Origin of the sequence: Paenibacillus dauci, from assembly GCF_000971985.1 — a bacterium.
Classification (GTDB): domain Bacteria; phylum Bacillota; class Bacilli; order Paenibacillales; family Paenibacillaceae; genus Saccharibacillus; species Saccharibacillus dauci.
This window is the reverse complement of record NZ_LAQQ01000001.1, coordinates 1579463-1603931: the sequence shown is the minus strand read 5'-3', so window position 1 is coordinate 1603931 and position 24469 is coordinate 1579463. Positions and strand designations below refer to the sequence as shown.

The following is a 24469-nucleotide window of genomic DNA, read 5'->3' as shown; positions in this document are numbered from 1 at the left end:
TTGGCCGAAGGAGCACGATTGGAAATCGTGTAGGCGTCACAAGCGTCTCGAGGGTTCGAATCCCTCTCTCTCCGCCAGAAAGATTATTTTGTCTCCGATTGTGGTAAAATTGTTGTTCAATTATAAATTACATGGTAGTATAAAATATATTGCATATTATTAAGGCCCGTTGGTCAAGGGGTTAAGACACCTCCCTTTCACGGAGGTAACAGGGGTTCGAATCCCCTACGGGTCATATTTATGGAGACTTAGCTCAGCTGGGAGAGCATCTGCCTTACAAGCAGAGGGTCGGGGGTTCGATCCCCTCAGTCTCCACCATAGATATTTTGTATGACGACGCGGGGTGGAGCAGTCCGGTAGCTCGTCGGGCTCATAACCCGAAGGTCACAGGTTCAAATCCTGTCCCCGCAATAGTTTTGGAACCGTGGTGTAGGGGTTAACATGCCTGCCTGTCACGCAGGAGATCGCGGGTTCAAATCCCGTCGGTTCCGCCATTTTTTTTCTGAGTTATTCATTAATGAATAATTTGAGAAATATCTAATAATAAATATAATTATTAGAATGGCATATTGTATTTTTTTGCGGACGTGGCTCAGCGGTAGAGCATCGCCTTGCCAAGGCGAGGGTCGCGGGTTCGATTCCCGTCGTCCGCTCCAATATGCGCCCTTAGCTCAGCTGGATAGAGCGTTTGACTACGAATCAAAAGGTCAGGAGTTCGAATCTCTTAGGGCGCGCCATTTTTATTTTGAAAGACCACATATTTGCCGGTGTGGCGGAATTGGCAGACGCGCGCGACTCAAAATCGTGAGGGAAACCGTGGGGGTTCGAGTCCCTTCACCGGCATATCATCGGGATGTAGCTCAGCTTGGTAGAGCACCTGGTTTGGGACCAGGGGGTCGCATGTTCAAATCGTGTCATCCCGATATGCAAAAGCATCACTCTTTATGGAGTGGTGCTTTTTTATTTTATTAGCAAGTTTTTTAGTTATCGTCTGTTAGAATTTATTCCTTTTGATATAATAAAAAAAGATACATATGTTCGCCTATTTGGCTTATCATGTAGTATGATAAACGGAAGAGATCTACTTAACAATAATGAATGATTCCTGTAGAGACAATAGAATAAACAAATAATAAGCTACACAGATAACAAGGGCAGATTATAGATGTGCAGAATGAAGGAGAGATAGGTTTGCGTATATTGGGGATTGATCCGGGGATTGCAATTGTTGGTTTTGGATTTATTGATAAGAACGGAAGCAAGCTGACACCTGTTCAGTATGGATGTATTCAGACAGAGGCGCACACGCCGGAAGAAGAGCGTCTGATGCATGTATATGAGGGGATGGTACAGTTAATCGATAAGTACAAACCCGACGCCGTTGCTTTTGAAAAATTGTTTTTTAGTCGCAATGTGACTACAGCCATGTCGGTCAGTCAGGCGCGTGGCGTATCGATTCTGGCAGCTGCACAGCGTGGACTGCCTATAGGGGAATATACACCAATGCAGGTTAAGCAGGCGATTGTAGGCTATGGTAAAGCAGAAAAACGGCAGGTTCAGGAGATGGTACGCATGTTTTTGAATCTGCAAAAAGTTCCAAAGCCGGATGATGTAGCTGATGCTCTGGCGGTTGCTGTTTGTCATGCCCACTCCTATGTATTAAATTCTAAACTAAATGAGGTACTTAAAAAATGATTGATTATTTACGCGGGCCTCTGGTCCACTTGGAGAATGAATATATTGTAATGGATGTTAATGGGATCGGATATCGGGTATTTTGTCCGAATCCTTTTGCTTGGGCGAAGCATACAGGTGAGATTACGGTATACACCCATCATCATGTTCGTGAAGATGCGATACAGCTATTTGGATTTCCTAGTCGTGATGAACAGAAGTTGTTTCGTAAATTGATCGAAGTATCCGGTATCGGACCAAGAGTCGCGTTAGGAATATTAAGTGGTGGTAGTCCGGAAGGCGTAATCACAGCCATTTACCAGGAGAATATTACTTTCCTGACCAAGCTGCCGGGGATTGGAAAGAAAACGGCTCAACGCATGATTCTGGATCTCAAGGATAAGTTGGATGGGATCGGAGATGCGCTTATCGCTACGGGTTTGTTTGCACAGACAGAAGCACCACTGGGGGCGCCAGGAGATGTATGGCCGGAAGTGCGGGAAGGTCTCAAAGCGCTAGGTTACACAGAGTCAGAACTGGATCGTATGTGGCAAACGCTCAAACATGAAGTCTTCCCGGAAGATACAGCCGATTCTGTTATGAAGCGGGCTCTGAAAATGCTGTATACTGGATCATAAGATAGGCCAGAACCAGCAGCGTATAGCCGGAACTGGTGAACCGAATTAATTTGTGTAATATAGATTCAAATACGATTCTTGGATAGACTGTATTTGATACAGGATACAGGATACAGGATACAGGATACAGGATACAGGATACAGGATACAGGATACAGGATACAGGATACAGGATACAGGATACAGGATACAGGATACAGGATACAGGATACAGGATACAGGATACAGGATACAGGATACAGGATACAGGATACAGGATACAGGATACAGGATACAGGATACAGGATACAGGATATCAATGTTATTCGTATACTTATACTGATTGAGTATAAAAATGTAAACAGGGCACCAGATATCGGGGCCTTGTGCGAATATGAACTGCAACGAGAGGGGAGCGATAAAGATGACGGATGACCGCATCATATCGGCTAACTTGATGATGGAAGACCAAGCGGTGGAACTGAGTCTGCGTCCCCGCTATCTGGCGGAATACATTGGTCAAAGCCGGGTAAAGGAAAACTTGAAAATCTATATTGAAGCGGCCAAGATGCGTGGTGAGGCACTGGATCATGTACTGCTTTATGGTCCACCAGGACTTGGTAAAACAACACTTGCCAACATTATTGCCAATGAGCTAGGAGTGAATCTTCGCACCACTTCAGGACCGGCAATCGAGCGTCCCGGTGATCTGGCAGCACTGCTGACTAATTTGCAGGATGGAGACGTTCTGTTTATTGATGAGATTCACCGATTGAATCGCTCTGTAGAAGAGGTATTGTATCCTGCAATGGAGGATTCGGCGCTGGATATTATGATCGGTAAAGGACCAAGTGCACGATCGGTGCGTTTGGATCTGCCTCCATTTACACTCATTGGAGCGACAACAAGAGCAGGGTTACTGTCAGCTCCGCTGCGTGATCGGTTTGGTGTTGTCAGTCGATTGGAGTTCTATACCGTAGATGAATTAACCTTTATTGTCAGTCGTGGTGCAGATATTCTGGGAATTGAGATTCTGGGAGATGCTGCCGAGGAGATTGCACTGCGTGGAAGAGGGACTCCACGTATTGCGAATCGTCTGCTCAAACGGGTAAGAGATTATGCACAGGTACGTGGTGATGGTATTATTACACCGGAGATTGCCGAAGAGTCGCTGAATATGCTGCAGGTTGATCCATGCGGACTGGATCAGATTGATCATAAAATGTTGGAAGCAATGATTCACAGTTTCCGCGGAGGTCCGGTAGGTCTGGACACCATCGCAGCTACGATTGGCGAAGAAGGACAAACGATCGAGGATGTATACGAGCCTTATCTGCTGCAACTGGGGTTCTTGCAGCGTACACCACGTGGACGTGTAGTTACGCCAAAAGCCTACAGTCATCTGGGAATTCCCATGCCGGAAGACTTGAAGGGTAAATAAGTACAAGTCATGTTATAATAGAGGCTCTGATATGTAGATAGAACCTCTTGATAGCGCCAAGCCTGTTATTTATAGAGTGTATCTTCTATAAATAGCAGGCTTTTTATTGTATTGATCTTATAGGAATACAGTCAATAAGGATACGTTGAATAGGCATGCATTTGAAATAATAGTAGATCAAAAGCTCAAAAGATGGATAGATTGAAAAGGCTGAATTATTAAAATAGTTATATCTAAAGAGTAGTATATTTTAAAACTGGGTCTCCAAGAAACGAAGCTGCACTCCAAAAAAGGTTAGCTATAGTTAGCTTTAGGTACTGAACTATTATGTATATTGTAAATGGTCAGCCTTTTGTAATCTGTTGCCATTGATCTGTCTGATGATGGAAGAAGTATATGCTGCTTGATCGGGAATGATTATTTTAGTGAACAGTGAAAGGAAGGTAGCAATGATGAAATTTGCAATGCTGCGAGAACAGGATCGGGAGAAAGCTGCTGGAGATAATTTTAACCACGATAACTGGCAGGAAAATACAGTTGTCAGGGCAGCAAATCATCATACTATAGGGTCTGATCATGGTTCCAGCCTGCAAAGGATACAACTAAAATCATCCATTATCATGGAACATGGAACGTATAAACAAACAGGAAATGAACAAAATAACCGCACAATAACATGTATGGAACCGGAAAATAAAAAATATCGCACTTCTCTTGTTGAGCTTCGCAAGCTGGTTGTACGTACTGCAGGCACATTGGCACTGGCAGCAGTACTCATGGCAGGATATGCAATGCCTTCTTATGCAGCAGGGCCTTCGGATGAAGAGATTCGGGTCGGAATATTTTTTAATGGAGGTAGTACGTATACTTCTATCGTACCTGTAGTAAATGTAAAGTCGGCCAGTGATCTGGAACTGGGTGAAATGAGCGGACGGACATTCGATTCCTGGCTGTCAATTGGTAAGCAGGCGAGCTTTGGGATTGATGGATACCGGGTTAAAGTATTGGAAACCGCAGACTTTGCTACAGCCGCGGCAGGGATCAAGCTGCTGCAACCAACCAGTGATAAGCCGATTGTACTCACTTCCTCCAAAAATGGAAGTACGATCTATCAATTATATACCGGCATGTATGCTACCGAAGCGAATGCTACAACAGCAGCTTCCCGTGTGAGCTCTACCGTACGTTCCCTATTAAGTGGTCAGACGCCATCCGTCAAAGGAAGTATGCACTTATCTGCAGGTAGCTATACGAGTGAATCTCAAGCTCAATCTGCGTTAACGGATGCACAGAATGCCGGTCTGGATGCATTTATGGCTTTGACTCACAGCGGTGGGCAATTGACCTATAATGTATGGGTAGGTGAGGAGGCTAACAGTGCCGGTCTCGCTGCTGTAAAAGCAGCTGCGGCGGCAGCACTGCCTGAGGTGACGCTGACAACAGTAAGCAGTACGGAGTCTGCGCTTATCATTCGCCAAAATGCAACATCAAGTATTACCAGTCCTGCTCCAATCGATCATTATATGGTGAGTGGCAGCAAAGCTGTTATGCGTCTCAAAGGAAGCGATGCCGGAACCCAGGTGACTGAACGTTCTGCTCGCTCCTATCGTGGAGACTTTGAGATTAGCAATTATAACGGTCAGTTAGCCTGGATCAACGTACTGCCGATGGAAGACTATCTTTATTCGGTAGTAGGTGGAGAAGTGTCTGCTTCATGGCCTGCCGAAGCACTCAAGGCGCAAGCTGTAGCGGCACGCAGCTATGCCAGATCCCAGGAAGGCACATCCCGTTTCAAAATAGCGGATGTAGTCGATGGGACACTCAGCCAAGCCTATAATGGAGTGAGTGCGGAAGACAAGCGGATTATCAAAGCAGTGGATGATACGGCCGGTGAAGTGGTCATGAAAAACAATAAGGTTCTGGAGACGATTTTCTCTGCCAATGCCGGTGGAGTCAGTGCGGATAATTCAGAAGTATGGAAAGGCAGCGGAGACGCCTATGTAAGTGTCGTCTCGGATGGAGATGCCGCTGCCCAGGCCAATCTAAAAAAATGGTATCATGTCCTGCTGGATAATGGCGAGTCAGGCTATATCCGTGAAGATAATGCCAAGCTCGCAGGCAAGCAAACGGAAGCGGGACTCGATTATATGACTGTGACTACCAAAAATACCAATGTACGTGAGCTTCCTGTCGTACAAAACAGTGTCAAAGCAGTTGCTCAGCTGAATCCGGGCAATCAGGCGGTTGTACTGGAGATTGTTCCAGAGTCGAATAGCTATGAATGGATTCGCGGCCCCTATACATCTTCACAGCTGTTATCTGCTCTGAAAGGCAAAACTACATCCAGCTTGCCGTCGACGATCACTTCGATTCAAGTAACCGAGCGTGGACCATCCGGACGTGTGACCGAGATCAAGGTAAATGGCAGCATAGTGAATGTTAAATATCCCGATATGTTCCGTTCAGCGCTCAACGGGCTGCCAAGCACGCTGTTTGATGTGGTGCAGACCGAGAAGTACACTATAATCGGCGCAGGTAGCAGTCAGGATGAACTGCCGGCAGCAGGAGTAGTGATTCTGGGAGCTTCCGGGCAAGGAAAAGGTACTTCCTCTACCGTTATTATGAACGGAGAAGGCAATGCCCGTGTTACAGAGCCAGGCGGATTCTTGTTTACCGGCCGAGGCAATGGTCATGGACTTGGTATGTCCCAGTGGGGAGCCAAAGGTATGGCCGATAAAGGTTCCACTTACAAAGAAATTTTACAGCATTACTTTAAAGGTGCAGTAATTACGAAAGGATAAATGAAGATGAAAGTAGATATGTATGATTTTAACCTGCCGGAGCATTTGATCGCGCAGGTACCGCTCAAAGAACGTACAGCGTCCCGTCTGTTGACGCTGAACAAAACAACTGGTGATGTGCAGCATGAGCATTTTGCAGATATCATTAATTATTTCCATGAAGGCGATACCCTGATTCTGAACGATACACGTGTTATTCCTGCACGTCTGTTCGGAACGAAAAAGGATACAGGAGCCAAAGCAGAGATTCTGCTGCTGACTCAGTTGGAAGGGGATCGCTGGGAAGCGCTTGTGAAACCGGGAAAAAAGATTAAAACCGGTGCAGTTATTCATTTCAGTGACGAACTGGAAGCGGTAATTGAAGAAGAAGGCGATATGGGGATGCGTGTACTTTCTTTCAGGTATGAAGGGATTTTTCAGGAAATTCTGGATCGTCTGGGTGAAATGCCGCTGCCTCCTTATATTAAGGAGACGCTGGATGATCGTGAACGTTATCAAACGGTCTATGCCAAAAATGAAGGCTCGGCGGCTGCTCCTACAGCCGGTCTGCATTTCACTACAGAACTGCTGGACCAGATTCGTGCCAAAGGTGTACAAATCGGATTTGTTACACTGCATGTCGGTCTGGGAACCTTCCGGCCGATGAGCGCAGAGACGATCGAAGAGCATGTCATGCATGAAGAATATTATTCATTACCTGCGGAGACAGCGACGCTGCTGAATGAAACCAAAGCACGCGGCGGCCGGGTAATCGCGGTAGGTACCACTTCGGCACGCACCCTGGAAACAGTGGCTCGTGATTTCCAGGATCGTCCGCTGGAAGCAGCAAGTGGTTGGACACAGATCTTTATTTACCCGGGGCATACCTTTGGTCTGGTTGATGCCATGATCACCAATTTCCATCTGCCCAAATCCACTTTGGTCATGCTGGTCAGTGCGCTGGCCGGACGCGAGCATATTATGGCAGCGTATCAGGAAGCGATTGAGCGTGAATATCGGTTCTTTAGTTTTGGCGATGCGATGTTTATTTATTAAATCGATAAACAAACATCTGTAAATAATAAATATATCAGTACGAACATATATTGTGCTTCATGGGGTTGCTCCGTTATAATTAAATGTCGGTTGATTGCAGGACCGGTTCTGCCGGTCCTTTCTGTTTTGCCTATTAAATGACCAGAAGGATGAGAATAAATACTATGTCTGGACCTATAACGTACGAACACATCAAAACCTGTAAACAGTCAGGAGCCCGGCTTGGACGGGTTCATACTCCACACGGTATTATCGAGACACCGGCTTTTATGCCTGTCGGCACCCTGGCAACTGTCAAAACGATGAGTCCCGAAGAACTCAAGGAAATGGATGCCCATATTATTCTGAGCAATACGTATCATCTGTTCCTGCGTCCCGGTCATGATCTGATCAAGGAAGCTGGCGGACTGCACAAATTCATGAACTGGGATCGCCCGATTCTGACAGACAGCGGCGGTTTTCAGGTATTCAGTCTTAGTGAAATGCGCAAGATTACCGAAGAAGGCGTACATTTCCGTTCCCATTTGAATGGAGACAAGCTGTTCCTGTCACCGGAAGTAGCCATGGAGATCCAGAATGCGCTCGGTTCCGATATTATGATGGCATTTGATGAATGTCCACCCTATCCGGCAGAGTATGATTATGTCAAAAAATCGCTGGAACGTACGACCCGCTGGGCAGAACGTTGCCTGAACAGTCATGCCCGTCCACAGGATCAGGGATTGTTCGCTATCGTACAAGGTGGTATGCATGAAGACCTGCGCCGCCAGAGTGTACTTGATTTGACTTCGATGGATTTCCCGGGGTATGCTATTGGTGGACTGAGTGTAGGAGAGCCCAAGCATTTGATGTATGAAGCTCTGGAATATACTATGCCATTTTTGCCAAGTAACAAGCCTCGTTATCTGATGGGTGTCGGTTCTCCCGATGCACTGCTCGAGGGTTCGATTCGTGGTGTGGATATGTTTGACTGTGTACTTCCTACACGTATTGCGCGTAATGGTACGACAATGACCAGTGAAGGCCGTGTTGTTGTACGTAATGCCAAGTATGCCAGAGACTTTGGACCGCTTGATCCCAATTGCGACTGCTACACCTGCCGCAATTATTCCCGTGCGTATCTGCGCCATCTGATCAAAGCGGATGAGACTTTTGGTCTGCGTCTGACTACGTATCACAATCTGCACTTCCTGCTTAACCTGATGAAAAATGTACGCCAGGCGATCATGGATGACCGTCTGCTTGATTTCCGTGATGAATTCTTCGATCAATATGGTCTGCATGATAATGATAAAGGCTTCTAAACCGAATACTGTATCATAAAGAACATTGAATGATGTACCGGATCATCGCTGTATATTTTGCCGAACAACAGCTGGAAACACTTCGGGTACCGGAACTCCGGTCCCCGGTTTATATTAAAAAGGGGGCAATACCATGTTTAATTTAGCAGCAGCCGCTGGTGGCGGTACTGGAATTTTGGGAGCTATCATTCCATTTGTATTGATGTTTGTTGTATTCTATTTCCTGCTGATTCGTCCTCAGCAAAAGAAACAAAAACAGCGCAACATGATGCTGAATACACTCGGAAAAGGCGATAAAGTCGTAACAATCGGTGGTCTGCACGGAACAATTACGGAGATCACAGATGATATTGTAGTACTGCGTGTAAACGATGTCACTAAATTGACATTCGACCGTTCGGCGATCAGTCATTCTACTGCCAAGGATACTGCTCCGGTTGCCAAAGTCTAAGCGAATCCCGGCAAAACGGAACCATTCATAAATTGTTACCAAAGCGGACCTGCCTGCAGGTCTGCTTTTTTTGTTAATAACTGCTAATTTGGGCTTTGCTATCCTGAAGGAATTTCATTATGATAGCGAATTGAGCCGGGGCATGATGGGAAACTGATGAATAAACCGGATAATGGAATGGGAGAAAGGATGTGTATCATGCAAGTATCGGAGATGATGACATGGCAGCCGACAGCAGCTATCGTTATTTTTCTAGTTATATATGCCATATGGATAACAGATCAGCTGAATCGGGCGATGATCGCCGTTATTGGAGCAGTATTGTTTTTGCTGCTGGGTCTTGTACATTGGCAAAATGCCTATACGACGCATATCAATTGGGATACTCTGCTGCTCTGGATGAGCATGCTGGTGATTGCAGGCGTTATGAGCCGTAGTGGACTGGTTCATTATGCGGTCATCCGGAGTCTGGGATGGACACGCAGCAATCCGCTGCTTCTTTTCGTTATTCTAATGATATGGACAGCTCTTGGAGCTGCACTGCTAGATCATGTAACAATCATTATTTTGATGGTACCTGTTATATTTACCGTGACAAATCTGCTGAAAATGAAACCTGCTCCTTTTCTGATTGCAGCGATCATTACCAGTAATATTGGAGGAACAGCTACATTGATCGGCAATCCGGCCAATATGTGGATCGGTACTGCCAATCCACAGCTGACTTTTGTATCTTTCGTTACAATGCTGGGACCATTGATGCTCATTCTGCTGGCAGTGAATCTGCTGCTGATTGCTCTATTGTATTGGCAAAACTTCCGCACTGCCTCACATACGGTGAGAACACTAAATCTGGAGCAGGAAGTAACAAGCTCTATCGAGAACAGAAAACTTGCTTTTTTAGTACTATTGGTCTTTGTATTGGTGATAGCAGGACTTGTTATCGGATCCTGGCTGGATCTTCGTTTATCTATCGTGGCAGCAGCCGGAGCGCTGGTTATGCTGGTTGCTGCGATAGCAACAGGAGCGAAGCCCCTATCTATATTGCGTCATCTGGAATGGGACACCCTGTTATTTTTTGCAGGCTTATTTATCCTGGCAGGAGGATTGGTGGAGACCGGCTGGATTCAGACGGGAGCTCGTTATCTGATTGAACTTACAAATGGCGATATGTCATGGGTTGCTCTGATTCTGCTCTGGACAACCGGTTTGTTATCTTCAGTAATGGATTATATGCCATGGATTGCAGTCATGATTCCGCTTGTTCAGGACACAGCCGTGCAAATGGGAGCTTCCACACCTGCTGTTATTAATCCGTTATGGTGGGCGTTGTCTATTGGTGCAGGTATTGGGGGAAGTGGAACACTGCTGGGTTCTGCAGCTGGACTGATTGCAGCTTCCATGGCTGACCGCCGCCAGCAGCGTCTTGGTTATCTGGAATTCCTGAGAGTAGGTCTGCCACTGACACTTATTTCGCTACTGATTGCATCATGGTATGTATATACCGTTGTATTGTAAACAGAAATTTCTCCATTATTATGCGCATTACACTAGGCGACTGGCAGGAATTAGGGTACAGTTGAAGAATGTGTAACCTGTATAGATTATGAGGCAGCAATAATGATCATTTAATACAATGTAGTCATAAGCAACAGGAAGGTAGCTGGTGGACATGGACGAATTAAGCAATGCGGAATTGACAGAACTGATTGACTCGCTATGCCAGAGCAAAATCGAAGAGTTTGCGATGCTTGGATATGAACAGCTGACTTCGGAAGAATTATGGGACTGCCTGAATAACAAGTATGAAAAGCAGGGTATGCCCCGGCTGTACGAGCTGGTCAACGATATTTTATCAATGAAACCCAATCAGTTGATGCATTATCTGACGATGTCTTCCTATAAGAAAATGGAAAGCGCGGATATGCAGGAACGGATACCTCCATTGCACGGATAATCTTGTTGACAGAAATATGGTATTGCACAGATCGTCTGCCAGATGGTAAGGTGTGTTCGCAGGTAAATTTAATTTTCTCATTGGACCAAGAATGAGCTGGGCCGGTGTCTGACAGGCATCAGCCTGTTTGTTTTGCTGACCATTGGTAAATTGACTGTCATTTGCCGCATCGCTATAATAGGAATATTGAGAATGAAAGGGGAACCACATACGGGATGAACAGAATCATCAGCTTCATAGTCGTCATACTTGTCGTAGCCGGTATTATCGGTACAACGACCCCGCTATTTAAAGATGTCCGTCTGGGACTCGATCTTAAAGGCGGTTTTGAAATCTTGTATCAGGCTACGCCAACCACGCAGGGGGAAGCAGTTACCAGAGAATCTCTGACGCAGACTGCAAGAAGTTTGGAACAGCGTGCCAATGCCCTTGGTACAAGTGAGCCGGAAATTACAACAGAGGGTACAGATCGTATTCGTCTGAGAATTGCCGGTGTTACGGATGAAGCAACTGTCCGCAAGACCATGAAAGAACCGGCTGAACTTACGTTCCGCAGTATGGATGGATGTTCCACGGATGCTTCCAAGCAATCAGGAAGTGCGCCTTCCGAGAAGCAGGACATTAACAAGTCCAAAGCTGCAGAAACAAAGAGCAGTACCGATAGCAAATCTTCGGATAGCAATCCTGTGTCCGCACAGACCGAAGGATTGCCGCAGGGAGTGACTGTAACTCCTGACACAGGAGCCGGCGCTACAGCTACAGAAAATACTTATGCCAATGAAGATCCGGCAAAACTTTATTGTAAAATCGAATTGACTGGTGATGACTTCAAAGAAAACGGCGCATCCGTAGTGTATAACTCACTGCAGCAGCCAGAGATCACGATCGAAGTCAAAGATGCCAAAAAATTCGGAGAGATTACCAAACGTCTGATCAATCAGCCGCTCGGAATCTTCCTGAATGGTCAACTGCTGTCCGCACCAACTGTACGAGCTGAACTGACAGATGGCAAAGCCAGCATTTCCGGCAGCTACACCGTTCAGGAAGCACAGCAGCTCAAAGACCAGATCAACCTGGGCGCACTGCCGCTGAAATTGACCGAAATCTATTCACAGAGTGTAGGAGCATCTTTGGGACAACAGTCTCTGAACGAAACCCTGAAAGCTGGTATCATAGCTTCTATTATCATTCTGATCTTTATGATTCTGGTATATCGTATTCCGGGTCTGATTGCCGGATTCAGTATTATCACCTATGTATGGCTCACGGTTATGATCTTTGTTGCAGGTAATTTCACATTGACATTGCCGGGTATCGCAGCCTTTATCCTGGGTGTGGGTATGGCAGTCGATTCCAATATCATCACCTATGAGCGTATCAAGGATGAGATTCGCAACGGTAAGAGTATCCCGTCTGCGTTCAAAGCGGGAAGCAGAAGTTCATTCGGTACGATCATGGATGCCCAGTTAACTACCATTATTGCAGCTGCTGTAATGTTTGCTCTGGGTACAGGTGCTGTAAGAGGCTTTGCATTGGTATTGATTTTCAATATTCTTGTAAGTATCGTTACCAACGTGTTCTTCTCCCGCTTTTTACTGTCCCTGCTCGTCAAAGGGAAACTGGTTAACAAACCGGAGTATTTCGGCGTAAAGGAGAGTGAACGCGATGCGCTTTAAGTGGAATTATGACTTTGTTAAACTGAGTAAGTATTTTTATACATTCTCCATTATTTTGACAATTGCCGGTATTATTTCGTTGGCAGTTGCCGGATTGAATTATGGCGTTGATTTCCGTTCGGGTTCCAATGTCGATGTGACGCTGACCAAAACATTAACAGAAGAGCAGGTAAAACCTGTAGTAGACAGCCTCAATATAGGCAAGGATCCAAGTATCAATATCGGTGGAGACGGACGGATGTCTATCCGTTTTGAAACAGTACTGACTGATACACAGGAAAATCAGCTCAAACAGGCATTCAACAAGCAATTGGACAGCGGTGCTTCCTTTGAAGTTAATACCGTCGATCCAACGATTGCCAAAGAGCTTGAGCGTAATGCCCTCTGGGCCGTATTGCTTGCCAGCCTTGGAATTATCATCTATGTAACAATCCGTTTCGAATGGCGTTTTGCGGTAGCTTCTGTAGTAGCGCTGCTGCATGATGCATTCCTGGTCATTTCGATTTTCTCCATTTTCCGTCTGGAAGTGGATCTGACATTTATCACTGCTGTACTGACGATTATCGGTTATTCCCTGAACGATACGATTGTTATCTTTGACCGTATCCGTGAGAATCTGCGTTTTGCCAAACAGAAAAAACGCGGAGATGTTGCCGATATCGTAAACAAGAGTATTTCTCAAACCATGACACGCTCCTTGAATACGGTACTGACTGTATTCATCGCTTGTCTGCTGTTGTTCATTTTGGGTAGTGAGTCCATTCGTATGTTCTCGCTGGCTATGATGATCGGTCTTGCTTTCGGAGCTTACTCTTCGATCTTTATCGCAAGTCCACTGTGGTTGGTACTCAAAAACAGACAGAAACCAAAAGCGAAAGCACCGTCGAAGACGACGGCCTAACATCGCAAGCTAACCTGCCTGAAGCCGCGTCCTGGTCCTCATACCGACGCGGCTTCATCTTGTCTTAGGAGGAAGTATGGTGAGAAATAACGATATCCGTCAGCAGGGAAAAGTATTCTGGACATCCATACTGGCTGGATTAATACTGGCTATAGTCAAAGCAGTCACCGCTTATGCGGCCAGCAACAAGGCATTAATGGGAGATGCTCTCTATACAGCTTCCAGTGCAGTCAGCAGTCTGGCAGAGCGCCTGTCCAAAAGGCATCAGGGTAGGCAAAGTCGCCGGACAGGGGAAGATCATGCAGCCTCCAAAGAACGGTATAACAAGACAGCTGCTCCATTTACGAATCTGCTGTTGACGGTCTTGCTGCTGCTTGGTGGCCTGGAGATTGCCATATCTGCGGTGCGTGATCTGATGTCCGAGCAGACTCCTGATCCCAAGCCCTATGCGATTGTAGTTGTTTTTCTGGCGATGGCAGTCAATGAAGCATTATTCCGCTATCGTTATCGTTATGCGAAAAAGCAAGGAAACACGAGGGCGGCCGAAGAAGTGGATATGCATCGTTATTCACTGTATTCCTCAATCCTCGTATTGGCTGGCATGCTCGGTACGATTGCGGCACTGGAACTGCAGATGGATAACCTGTATTATATAGAGCCGGTCTCTGCTATTTTGGTCGCAGTAATTCTATGGCGTCAGGGCTATCGGATGGCCAGTCAGACTGTCTATGGTACGCTGGTTCAGGAACTGGAGCGTGAAGATGCCGCTGACTTTATGGATACTGTGCAGCGTGTACAGGGTGTCATTACGATTGAAGATCTGAAAGCCCAGGAATACAGAGATGGTCTAAGGATTCATCTAAAAATAGGAGTTAATCCCCAGATTAGCGTACAGGCTGCAGCAGAAATTGCAGACTATGCCAAAAATCTGCTGCTTACTCGATTTGCTCATGTAAGCAGTGTAGAAGTACAGATTCTGCCGTATACGGGAGGCTATCCGTACAAGTCCAATTACGAGTGGACACAAAGCCGGGAAAAGTCCGGCGACGGCATGATTCATTAAGGAGGCACATCATGATTCATTCACAATATCACTGGAATGTACATTATCCCGATCCGGCTGCTGCAGAGATGCTTAGCTCCAGACTGGGTATCTCCCACCTAACTGCTTCATTGCTGGCGGGCAGAGGATACACAGGAGAAACAGAGGCGGCAGAATTCCTGTCGGGCAGCCGCAGAACATCTCATGATCCCTATCTGCTAGCCGGGATGAAAGAAGCCGTAGAGCGTATACGCCAGGCATTAACGGCAGGCGAGAAAATATGGATCTATGGCGATTATGATGCGGACGGTGTATCCAGTACATCACTGATGATTCAGCTGATGCGCTATCTGAATGCCGATTATGACATTTATATTCCCCATCGCTCCAAAGAGGGCTATGGTCTGCATAACCATGCGATTGATCAGGCACATGCACAGGGAGTGACGCTGATTGTTACGGTCGACACCGGTATCAGTGCAGTGTCCCAGATTGCACATGCTGCAGCGCTCGGAATCGATGTAGTCGTAACCGATCATCATGAGCCGCCGGCAGAGTTGCCCGCTGCCTGTGCGCTCGTGAATCCCAAGCTTGAATACTGCACGTATCCTTTTAAAGGATTGGCTGGTGTAGGTGTGGCCTACAAGCTGGCACAAGCACTGCTCGGCAAGGACCAGGTACCGGAAGAATGGCTGGAGATCGTCTCGATCGGTACAGTAGCCGATCTGATGCCGCTGGAAGATGAGAACCGGATGATGGTGCGTACGGGTGTAGAGCGGATGAAGCATAGTGCATTTGCCGGTGTACACGCGCTGATGAATATTGCAGCGATCGATCCGGCGCAGATGTCAGCTACCCATATTGCTTTTGCCATGGCACCACGGATCAATGCCAGTGGACGCATGGAGCATGCAAAGCGTGCGGTAGAGCTGCTCACGACGACTAACCAGGCGGAAGCGGACCAGATTTCCTTTGAACTGGATCAGCTGAACAAGGAACGGCAGGATCTGGTAAACCGGATGGTGCAGGAAGCTATCGCTATGCTGGAAGCCGAGAAAGCGATGAACAATGGCAGCATTCCACATGTAATTGTCGTAGCTGGTGAAGGCTGGAATCCTGGTGTGGTCGGTATAGTGGCATCCAAACTGCTGGATCGCTATTACCGGCCGACTATCGTACTGGGTATCGATCCACAGACAGGTATGAGCAAAGGTTCTGCACGCTCTATCCCCGGCTATGATATTTATAAAGCGCTGCTTGATTGTGAGGATGTGATGGATCATTTCGGCGGTCATCCATCGGCAGCAGGCATGAGTCTGCAACGTGACCAGCTGGATGAATTCCGTCGTCGGCTCAATGAACGGGCAGCAGGTATGTTGACCGAAGAAGATCTGGTTCCCCAGACAGCAGCAGATCATGAATGTACGCTGGATCAACTGACGCTGTCTGCGATTGAAGAGTTAGACCAGCTTGCTCCTTTTGGTATGTCCAATCCACTGCCGCGTATTGTACTGCGCGGTGTAACGGTAACCCAGGCCAAAGCTATCGGCAAAACGCTGGATCATCTGCGGCTGGTGGTAGAGCAAGATGGAACCATGATGGAAGGTATAGCTTTCGGCAAAGGTGAACTGGCCGAGCTGCTGTCGGAAGGTGACCGGATTGATATACTGGCCGAGACCAGTATCAACGAATGGCGCGGTAATCGCAAACCGCAGCTGATGGTACAGGATCTGGCTGTACCCGGGCTTCAGGTCTGGGATCGGCGCAGCTCCGGCCAATGGGAGCAGCATTTGAAGACGATTCGGCAGAAATGGTCCCGTTATATGGGAGTAGAAGGTGGCCAATTGGGAGTATTGTGCAGCGAAAATCGGGTGAAAACTTTAAAAACCCAATTGTCGGATGTATCCCTTTGGGGTTATGATAGAAAAGTTGATATCGCAGCTTGCAATCATGTCTCCACACAGTATGGGGCAGAAGCTATACGCACATTATGTCTGTTATCATTACCGGCGCATATCGAGCAGCTGGATACTATTTTCGAACGATTCACTTCTCTTGAAAATATCGTCCTGCTCCATGATCGGCCGCAGCAGCAGGAACGTCTGCAGATACCCGACCGGGATCGTTTTAAACTGATATACGGGTGGCTTGTCAAATCCAGTGAGACGATCGCGGAGGAAGCGAAGCTGATTCCCTATCTAAGTCAAAAAACCTCCAGCTCGGTGAGAATGGTACAGATGATGCTGGAAGTGTTCGAGGAACTGGAGTTTATTATCCGTCAGAATGGACAGGTAATGCTGAATAATGCTCCGGTAAAACGTCCGCTCGACAGCTCGCAGCTGTACCGGGAACTTGGCGAACTGGCTGAAATGGAATATATGTTATGTGAAAGTGATCTGCCGCAATTAACTTCATGGATGATTTCCCGCATGCAAGGCGCATCATAACCGATCTATTTTTAGGAGGAGATTTTTTTGGATTTTAAAGAGCATATTCGTGTGATTCCGGATTTTCCGCAGGAAGGAATCAGTTTTAAAGATATTACAACCCTGCTGCAAAATGGTGAAGCTTACAAAGCTTCCATCGAAGAACTGAAAAAGCTGGTAAAAGAGCTGAAAATCGATGTGATCGCCGGACCGGAAGCACGTGGTTTCGTAGTTGGCGCACCACTCGCTTATGCGCTGGGTGTAGGCTTTATTCCGATTCGTAAAACAGGCAAACTGCCGTACAAAACGATCCAGGCAGAATATGCACTGGAATATGGTAAGGATGTACTGGCTATGCACGTAGACGCGATCCAGGAAGGTCAAAACGTACTGATCGCCGATGATCTGCTGGCAACAGGCGGCACAATCGCAACTTGTGTAGACCTGATCCGTCAAGTAGGCGGTAATGTAGTAGGCGCTGCATTTATGATCGAACTGCAAGATCTGAACGGCCGTGAAAAACTGCCGGATGTGGAAGTATTCACACTGACACAATATCCTTTCTGATTCTGTTAACGGATCTGAATGGGTAAAATGAATACAAAGAGCATGAGGAGCAGAACTCCTTGTGCTCTTTTTTTATTTCTCTTATGTGTCTTGAAGAATAGAACAAGATCATTTTTGCAGATATAACCTGATACATATCGAATAAGAATATATAAACAAGACCCGTTCGTATTTAATAACAGTTATTGAAGATGAATATGCGCATATTTAGCATAAATAAGGGCTCTAAAATGAATATTTCGAGAAAATATTCATTTTAGGGTTTCGCGGTAATCATCAATTTATAAGTTATCAATACAGGTTGATATTTTTAAAAAACGTCTTTTTTGGCGTTTTTTGAACGAAAAAGGCGAAAAATCGCCTTTTTGTTGAAACCATTCTGCTGGTACCCCGTATAGTGTAGAGAGGCATGCTGTGAGTGTGGCATTATGCATACACTGTATATGGCAATGTTAACTTATACAAAAAGGAGGGGGAAGTATGGCTATTATTCGTGAGACGGACTTGCCCGGTATTGGAAGGAAATTTATGGTGGAGACCGATGATCGCGAGAAAGTAGCGATTGTGGTCCATGAAGATGGCAAACGCGAGGTGTACCACAGTTCACCGGCAGCTCCGGATGACCACGAGCTTGTGATGACGCTGAATGATCGCGAAGCTCGTCAGGTTGCAAGTATTATCGGCGGTATGAGTTACCAGCCTACTGCGCTGGAGCAGGTAGAGTTCTCTATTTCCAAGCTGAGTATTGAGTGGTACAAGCTGCGTAAAGGGATGGACTGTATTGGTAAAAGTATCGGTGAGCTCGCGATTCGTGAGAATACGGGAACCGTTATTATTGCCAGTCTGGAATCGGCACAGCAAAAAATCAGTCCAGGGCCGGAATATGTACTGCAGGATGGATATACGCTGGTCATTGCCGGAGAACGCAACGATATTCAATCGCTGAAACTGCTGCTTGAGAGAGGGGGCGGTTGAGTATGGATTATATTGTATTTGAGATTGGAATCGCTGTACTGCTGGTTGCTCTGGCAGGACTGCTCGCTTCCAAGTTGCGTTTCTCGGTCGTGCCATTCTACATTCTAGCAGGTATGGCGGTCGGTCCGCATGCTCCTGTATTTGGAATCGTAGACTTCCGGTTTATCCAGAGTGCGGAACTGATCGAATTTATGGGCAAAATCGGTGTCATTTTCCTGCTGTTCTATCTGGGACTCGAATTCTCGGTAGGCCGGCTGATCAAGGCAGGACGCTCGATCGCTCTGGGGGGGACCATATATATTGGTATTAACTTCACCCTGGGACTGCTGTATGGATGGGCAACCGGATTTGAGCTCAAGGAGATTCTGGTTATTGCCGGTATTACGACGATCTCCTCCAGTGCAATTGTTGCCAAAGTGCTGGTCGATCTAAAACGTACAGCCAACCCCGAGACCGAAATGATTCTCGGCATCATCATGTTCGAAGACGTATTCCTCGCCGTCTATCTGTCTGTACTATCCGGACTGCTGCTCAGCGGAGCAACTTCAATTGGCGGGATCCTGATATCGGCAGGTATTGCACTCGGTTATATGCTGCTAATCCTTATTGTTGGCCGCAAGGCAGTACCGCTGTTGAATCGTTTGCTTAATATTCCGTCCAATGAAATATTCATGTGTGTAATCTTCGCTGCGTTGTTCCTAATCGCCGGTTTCTCCGAAACGATCCATGTGGCCGAAGCAATTGGCGCACTGTTGGTCGGACTGGTGTTGGCAGAGACGTCTCACATGCACCGGATCGAGAAAATCATTTTACCATTCCGTGATTTCTTCGGTGCCTTGTTCTTCTTTAGCTTTGGATTGACGATTGATCCATTGTCACTGGGAGGCAACGCGGTATGGCTGGCAATTGGAGCCGTAATTCTGACCATGATCGGTAACTATACTGCGGGCATGATGGCAGGCAAAACGGCCAATCTCTCTCCTCAGGCTTCAGCCAATGTAGGATTGACCATTATGTCACGCGGAGAATTCTCTATTATTGTTGCCAATCTGGGTGCAGCAGGTGCACTATCTGCTATATTGCAGCCATTTGCCGCGATTTATGTATTGATATTGGCTATTCTCGGTCCGCTACTGACCAAAGAATCCAAATGGATTTACAAAGGAATCGCCAAAGTATTCCGGTTAAACAAATAGTATTTCCATGATCAAAAACAGAAGCAAATTATTTTCCTATAATGCGTAAGCCGAATAATCATTTTATCGATTCGGCACAGAAGATTCTGAGACGATCGTATTATAAGAAAATCACTTGCTCGGGATGGTTCGGTGAACCCAAATATCCCAGGGGGAAATAAAAATGGATATTATCCAGAATGGATCATTTCTGCATAGAATGGATAACTAAAACAACCCAAAAAAGGTGCCAGCGGATTCTGCCGCAGGGCACCTTTTTTGAATTCGAACTAAATTAGGCATATACATTATCTCTGTGTAGGGATGACGGCAATTTCGGAATGTACGGAAAGTATGACTCGCAATAGCAACGTCAACCTATCCATCTATCGGATACCAACCTGTAATGGATCCACTGTATAACCTGTACCCAATCCAGCTTATCCATGATCTTTCTAATCAATCCGGAATCTTGGCAGGTGGAGCTTCGTCATTCTTGTCGTTGGACAAGCCGGTTACCTGCAAAATACGGAAGAACAGACTGAGCAGAATGCCTACGATAGTCGCCAGTGCCATTCCTTTGAGTTGTACAGAACCCAAGGTTATTGTAGCGCCGCTCAGACCGGTAATCAGCACCACAGTCGTCAGCAGCATATTTTGTGCTTTGGAGTAATCGACCTTTTGTTCCACCAGAATGCGCAGACCCGAAGCAGCGATAACGCCGAACAGCAGCAGCGAGACACCACCCATGACCGGAGCCGGAATCGCCGCGACCGTGCCGGTAAAAGTACCGGAAAAGGACAGCAGGATCGCAATAACCGCAGCGCCGCCAATGACATAAACGGAGTAGACACGAGTCAGCGCCATTACGCCGATATTCTCGCCGTAGGTTGTATTCGGCGTAGAGCCGACGAACCCGGACAGGATGGTCGAAATTCCATTTCCCATCAAAGAACGATGAAGACCAGGGTCCTTGGATAGATTCTTGCCGACGATATTGCCGGTTACGAGCAGATGCCCGATATGCTCGACGATAACGACCAGAGCTACCGGTATAATCGTCAGAATCACCGACCAATTAAATGAAGGAGTGACCACATGTGGTACCTGCAGCAGGCTGGCTGTACGGATCGCTGTTGTATCGATCAATCCGAGCGGGAAAGAAAGTGCATAGCCGACTACAATACCGATCAGAATATGTATGATTTTGGGGAATCCGCGAAAGGTAACTGCACCGATCAGCGTTACTCCCAGTGTGATCAGGGAGAGCGTAATGACTTTCATATCCGGCACCCATGTAGCAGCATCTACCCCGGCAGGAGCGATAAATCCAGCCATCTGTGCAGCAACCGGAATCAGCTCCAGACCGATCAATGCGACGATCGCGCCCATCGCTGCCGGTGGAAACACGATATCAATCCAGCGTGTCCCGGCAAATTTGACGATCAGGGCGACGAGGATAAAAATAATCCCTGTTACGATAAAGGCGCCCAATGCCAGCGAATAGCCCTGATCATTATAACCGTGCTGCGTCAGCACGAGTGATACCGGTGCAATAAACGCAAAGCTGGAACCCAGATAGGCAGGGATTTTCCCCCGGCAGATCCAGATATACAGCAGTGTCCCGATCCCGTTCATCAACAGAATCATTCCCGGATCGACCTTGAACAGATTCGGTACGAGTACGGTACTTCCGAACATGGCAAAAAGATGCTGCAAGCTTAACAGCAACCCTGGCCCAAGTGGCAATTTCTGATTAACCTGAATTTCACGCTGCAATGTATCCACTCCTTCGTTTCTATACTTTCGATTCTCTTCCTTGCATCCTTAATAGCTTAATGAGTTTGCATGGTTTTTTCAATAACGATTTTCAAAAGGGGGCTAATTCTTTATGAACCCTTCATTTAATACGGTTGACGCGGCTATGCGCAAGAGGCATAATTATAGGAAACCCCTTTTAGGGACCTGTTGCCGCAGTGAGCATGAACAGGTTCCATTTTGAATTTGTATGCGACTGAAGTCTGCAAGTGGACTACAGGGATACGCGAAAATCACTGCTCCAGCGTACGAAAATGCTCAAATAAATGTTTTATACGGGTAGAGATCGATTTGTTCTACCATTTATCTTATAGATACAGACCACTTTCATTACATTTAAGGGAAGTACTGCTTAAATGTTATTCATGAATAGAAAGGATACGACAACGATTCCATGGGCATAGAGCGATTACTTGAAAAGGCGTCCGCCTACATTAAAGAGAAGGATCTTGAGCGTATCAAAGAAGCCTATGAGTTTGCCGATCAGGCTCATCATGGACAGGTGCGCAAATCAGGAGAACCTTATATTTTGCATCCATTGGCAGTTGCAGATATCGTCGTTGGCATGGAGATGGATACCATCTCGATTATCGCCGCGCTTCTGCATGATGTTGTTGAAGATACAACCGTATCCCTGGAGGAAATCCGCAGCCGCTTTGGCGACAACTGTGCGATGCTCGTCGATGGTCTGACCAAGCTGGAGCGGATCAAATTCCGTTCCAAGGAAGAACAGCAGAACGAGAATTATCGTAAAATGTTTATCGCAATGGCACAGGATATTCGTGTCATTGTAATCAAGCTGGCTGACCGTCTGCATAATATGCGTACGCTCAAGTACCAGTCTGAAGAAAGCCAGCGGCGTATTGCCTATGAGACACTGGAGATTTTCTGTCCGGTTGCTCATCGTCTGGGTATTTCTGCGATCAAATGGGAAATGGAAGATATCGCACTGCGTTATCTGAATCCGCAGCAATATTACCGTATTGCCAATCTGATGCACAAAAAGCGTGCAGAGCGTGAGCAGTATATCGATAATGTTATTGATCGTATTCGCGAGAAGCTCAAAGAAATGGGTATTGATGCGGATCTGTCCGGACGCCCGAAGCATATCTACAGCGTCTATCAGAAAATGACGACCAAAAACAAGCAATTTAACGAAATCTATGATCTGCTGGCTATTCGGATTATCGTAGATAATATCAAGGATTGTTATGCGACGCTCGGTATTATTCATACGCTATGGAAGCCGATGCCAGGCCGGTTCAAAGATTATATCGCAATGCCCAAAACGAATATGTACCAGTCCCTGCATACGACAGTTGTAGGTCCTACAGGGGAGCCAACCGAAGTACAGATTCGTACATGGGATATGCATCGTACCGCAGAATTCGGTATCGCAGCTCATTGGGCTTACAAAGAAGGCTCCACAGGCGGCAATATCGAGAACAAGGTTCCTTTTTTCAAAGAGATTCTGGAGCTTCAGCATGAAGCACAGGATGCTTCGGAGTTTGTTGAATCCCTGAAAATGGACTTTTTCTCCGATCTGGTCTTTGTATTTACACCCAAAGGCGAGGTTATTGAGCTGCCAAATGGCTCGGTCCCGTTGGACTTTGCCTATCGTATTCATACCGAAGTCGGTAATCGGACAATTGGAGCCAAGGTGAACGGCCGGATCGTACCGCTGGATCACCGTCTCAAAACCGGTGACATTATCGAAATTCTGACATCCAAGCATTCCTATGGACCAAGCCAGGACTGGCTCAAAATTGCCCAGTCTTCCCATGCGCGCAGCAAAATCAAGCAGTGGTTCAAAAAGGAAAAACGCGAGGAAAATGTACAGAAGGGCCGCGATGCACTCGAACGCGAGATGAAGCGTCTCAACCTGGAGGCTTCGGTATGGCTGACCGACGACAAACTGTCCGAAGTCGGCAAAAAATTCGCTTTCCATGATATCGAGGATATGCTGTCTGCTATTGGATTTGGCGGAATTACCGCTGCCCAGATCTGTACGCGTCTTACGGAAAAGATGCGCAGAGAGCAGGAAGAAGCCAGCATTATCGAGCTGACTTCCCAGGTCAAGGAAGTGAAAAGTGCGCCGGAACAACAGAAGCGCAGTCGTCCAACCCACGGTGTCAGCATCAAGGGTGTAGACAATCTGCTCGTTCGCTTTGCACGATGCTGTAACCCGGTACCGGGCGATGATATTGTCGGCTATGTAACACGAGGACGTGGTGTCTCTATTCACCGGAGTGACTGTACCAATGTGCCGGATGTAAGTGACAACAGCGAAGCAGCACGTATTATTGAAGTGGAATGGGAATCAGCGGTGGAAGCCAACTATAATGTGGACATCGAGATTACCGGTCATGATCGCCGTGGTCTGCTGAATGAAGTGCTGCAGACGGTTGCCGAGAGCAAGACCAATATCTCGGCAGTGTCCGGCCGCTCCGACAAAAATAAAATGGCCATGATCCATATGACTATTATGATCCGTAATACCGATCATCTGCAGTCGGTTGTGGACAAAATCAAGCGTGTGCAGGATGTATATACCGTGCACCGTATTATGCAATAAGTATACTTTTTACAAAAAATGGTTTGATCAGAGG

At 46.7% G+C, this 24469-nt stretch carries 19 protein-coding genes and 8 tRNA genes; 26 read left to right on the top strand and 1 reads right to left on the bottom strand.

The features are described from left to right. The first annotated feature begins 163 nt into the window (after positions 1–163). The 25 genes from WH46_RS14350 (at position 164) to WH46_RS14235 (ending at position 20063) form a co-directional block, all read left to right on the top strand. A tRNA-Glu gene (locus tag WH46_RS14350) sits at positions 164–235 on the top strand. A gap of 7 nt (positions 236–242) precedes the next feature. Next, a tRNA-Val gene (locus tag WH46_RS14345) sits at positions 243–318 on the top strand. Between the two features lie 19 nt (positions 319–337). Continuing rightward, positions 338–411 (top strand) — tRNA-Met (locus WH46_RS14340). 7 nt (positions 412–418) lie between these two features. Next, positions 419–494: transfer RNA gene (locus WH46_RS14335), tRNA-Asp, on the top strand. A gap of 87 nt (positions 495–581) precedes the next feature. Next, a tRNA-Gly gene (locus WH46_RS14330) sits at positions 582–656 on the top strand. Between the two features lie 4 nt (positions 657–660). Then, positions 661–737: transfer RNA gene (locus tag WH46_RS14325), tRNA-Arg, on the top strand. A gap of 26 nt (positions 738–763) precedes the next feature. Continuing rightward, positions 764–843: transfer RNA gene (locus tag WH46_RS14320), tRNA-Leu, on the top strand. A gap of 6 nt (positions 844–849) precedes the next feature. Further along, a tRNA-Pro gene (locus WH46_RS14315) sits at positions 850–923 on the top strand. Between the two features lie 268 nt (positions 924–1191). After that, entirely contained in the window at positions 1192–1695 is a 504-nt protein-coding gene (gene ruvC, locus WH46_RS14310; RefSeq protein WP_017813427.1) for a crossover junction endodeoxyribonuclease RuvC, read from the top strand. Further along, positions 1692–2312, top strand: a complete 621-nt coding sequence (gene ruvA / locus WH46_RS14305) for a Holliday junction branch migration protein RuvA (protein WP_017813428.1) — start codon at positions 1692–1694, stop codon at positions 2310–2312. The genes ruvC and ruvA overlap by 4 nt, the downstream gene beginning before the upstream one ends. Before the next feature lie 93 nt (positions 2313–2405). Further along, positions 2406–2726 (top strand): hypothetical protein, encoded by a 321-nt coding sequence (locus WH46_RS23890; protein WP_156172266.1) that lies wholly within the window; start codon positions 2406–2408, stop codon positions 2724–2726. Then, entirely contained in the window at positions 2716–3732 is a 1017-nt protein-coding gene (gene ruvB / locus WH46_RS14295) for a Holliday junction branch migration DNA helicase RuvB (RefSeq protein WP_017813430.1), read from the top strand. The genes WH46_RS23890 and ruvB overlap by 11 nt, the downstream gene beginning before the upstream one ends. Positions 3733–4181: 449 nt before the next feature. Next, positions 4182–6533, top strand: a complete 2352-nt coding sequence (locus WH46_RS14290) for a SpoIID/LytB domain-containing protein (protein ID WP_052714238.1) — start codon at positions 4182–4184, stop codon at positions 6531–6533. 6 nt (positions 6534–6539) lie between these two features. Then, positions 6540–7568: a tRNA preQ1(34) S-adenosylmethionine ribosyltransferase-isomerase QueA gene (gene queA, locus WH46_RS14285; protein WP_046227135.1), complete on the top strand. Its 1029-nt coding sequence runs from the start codon at positions 6540–6542 to the stop codon at positions 7566–7568. Positions 7569–7732: 164 nt separating this feature from the next. Beyond that, a complete protein-coding gene (gene tgt, locus WH46_RS14280; RefSeq protein WP_046227134.1) occupies positions 7733–8872 on the top strand; it encodes a tRNA guanosine(34) transglycosylase Tgt in 1140 nt (379 codons plus the stop codon). Positions 8873–9005: 133 nt separating this feature from the next. Next, on the top strand, positions 9006–9323 hold the full coding sequence (yajC, locus tag WH46_RS14275) for a preprotein translocase subunit YajC (protein WP_017813434.1): 318 nt from the start codon (positions 9006–9008) through the stop codon (positions 9321–9323). A 198-nt stretch (positions 9324–9521) separates the two neighbouring features. After that, positions 9522–10841, top strand: a complete 1320-nt coding sequence (locus WH46_RS14270) for an ArsB/NhaD family transporter (protein WP_046227133.1) — start codon at positions 9522–9524, stop codon at positions 10839–10841. A 154-nt stretch (positions 10842–10995) separates the two neighbouring features. Further along, positions 10996–11280 carry a post-transcriptional regulator gene (locus WH46_RS14265; protein WP_051058724.1) on the top strand — a complete coding sequence of 95 codons (285 nt, stop codon included), beginning with the start codon at positions 10996–10998 and terminating at the stop codon, positions 11278–11280. 215 nt (positions 11281–11495) lie between these two features. Beyond that, complete coding sequence (secD, locus tag WH46_RS23445) at positions 11496–12956, top strand: protein translocase subunit SecD (protein ID WP_052714237.1); 1461 nt, start codon at positions 11496–11498, stop codon at positions 12954–12956. Beyond that, positions 12946–13857 (top strand): protein translocase subunit SecF, encoded by a 912-nt coding sequence (gene secF, locus WH46_RS23440; RefSeq protein ID WP_052714236.1) that lies wholly within the window; start codon positions 12946–12948, stop codon positions 13855–13857. Before secD ends, secF begins: the two co-directional genes overlap by 11 nt. A 76-nt stretch (positions 13858–13933) precedes the next feature. Next, on the top strand, positions 13934–14920 hold the full coding sequence (locus WH46_RS14255) for a cation diffusion facilitator family transporter (RefSeq protein WP_046227132.1): 987 nt from the start codon (positions 13934–13936) through the stop codon (positions 14918–14920). Positions 14921–14931: 11 nt separating this feature from the next. Further along, complete coding sequence (recJ, locus tag WH46_RS14250; RefSeq protein ID WP_046227131.1) at positions 14932–17346, top strand: single-stranded-DNA-specific exonuclease RecJ; 2415 nt, start codon at positions 14932–14934, stop codon at positions 17344–17346. 27 nt (positions 17347–17373) lie between these two features. Beyond that, positions 17374–17892: an adenine phosphoribosyltransferase gene (locus tag WH46_RS14245; RefSeq protein WP_017813441.1), complete on the top strand. Its 519-nt coding sequence runs from the start codon at positions 17374–17376 to the stop codon at positions 17890–17892. A 480-nt stretch (positions 17893–18372) separates the two neighbouring features. Next, complete coding sequence (locus WH46_RS14240) at positions 18373–18867, top strand: cation:proton antiporter regulatory subunit (protein WP_017813442.1); 495 nt, start codon at positions 18373–18375, stop codon at positions 18865–18867. A 2-nt stretch (positions 18868–18869) separates the two neighbouring features. Beyond that, the gene (locus tag WH46_RS14235) at positions 18870–20063 is read left to right on the top strand and encodes a cation:proton antiporter (RefSeq protein WP_017813443.1); all 1194 of its coding nucleotides are present in this window, start codon (positions 18870–18872) and stop codon (positions 20061–20063) included. Between the two features lie 438 nt (positions 20064–20501). Here WH46_RS14235 and uraA read toward each other — a convergent pair whose 3' ends face one another. After that, positions 20502–21821 carry a uracil permease gene (gene uraA / locus WH46_RS14230; RefSeq protein WP_046227130.1) on the bottom strand — a complete coding sequence of 440 codons (1320 nt, stop codon included), beginning with the start codon at positions 21819–21821 and terminating at the stop codon, positions 20502–20504. Between the two features lie 433 nt (positions 21822–22254). On the opposite strand from uraA, the gene WH46_RS14225 reads away from it, so the two are divergent. After that, a complete protein-coding gene (locus tag WH46_RS14225; protein ID WP_017813445.1) occupies positions 22255–24435 on the top strand; it encodes a RelA/SpoT family protein in 2181 nt (726 codons plus the stop codon). The last annotated feature ends 34 nt before the right edge of the window (positions 24436–24469 follow it).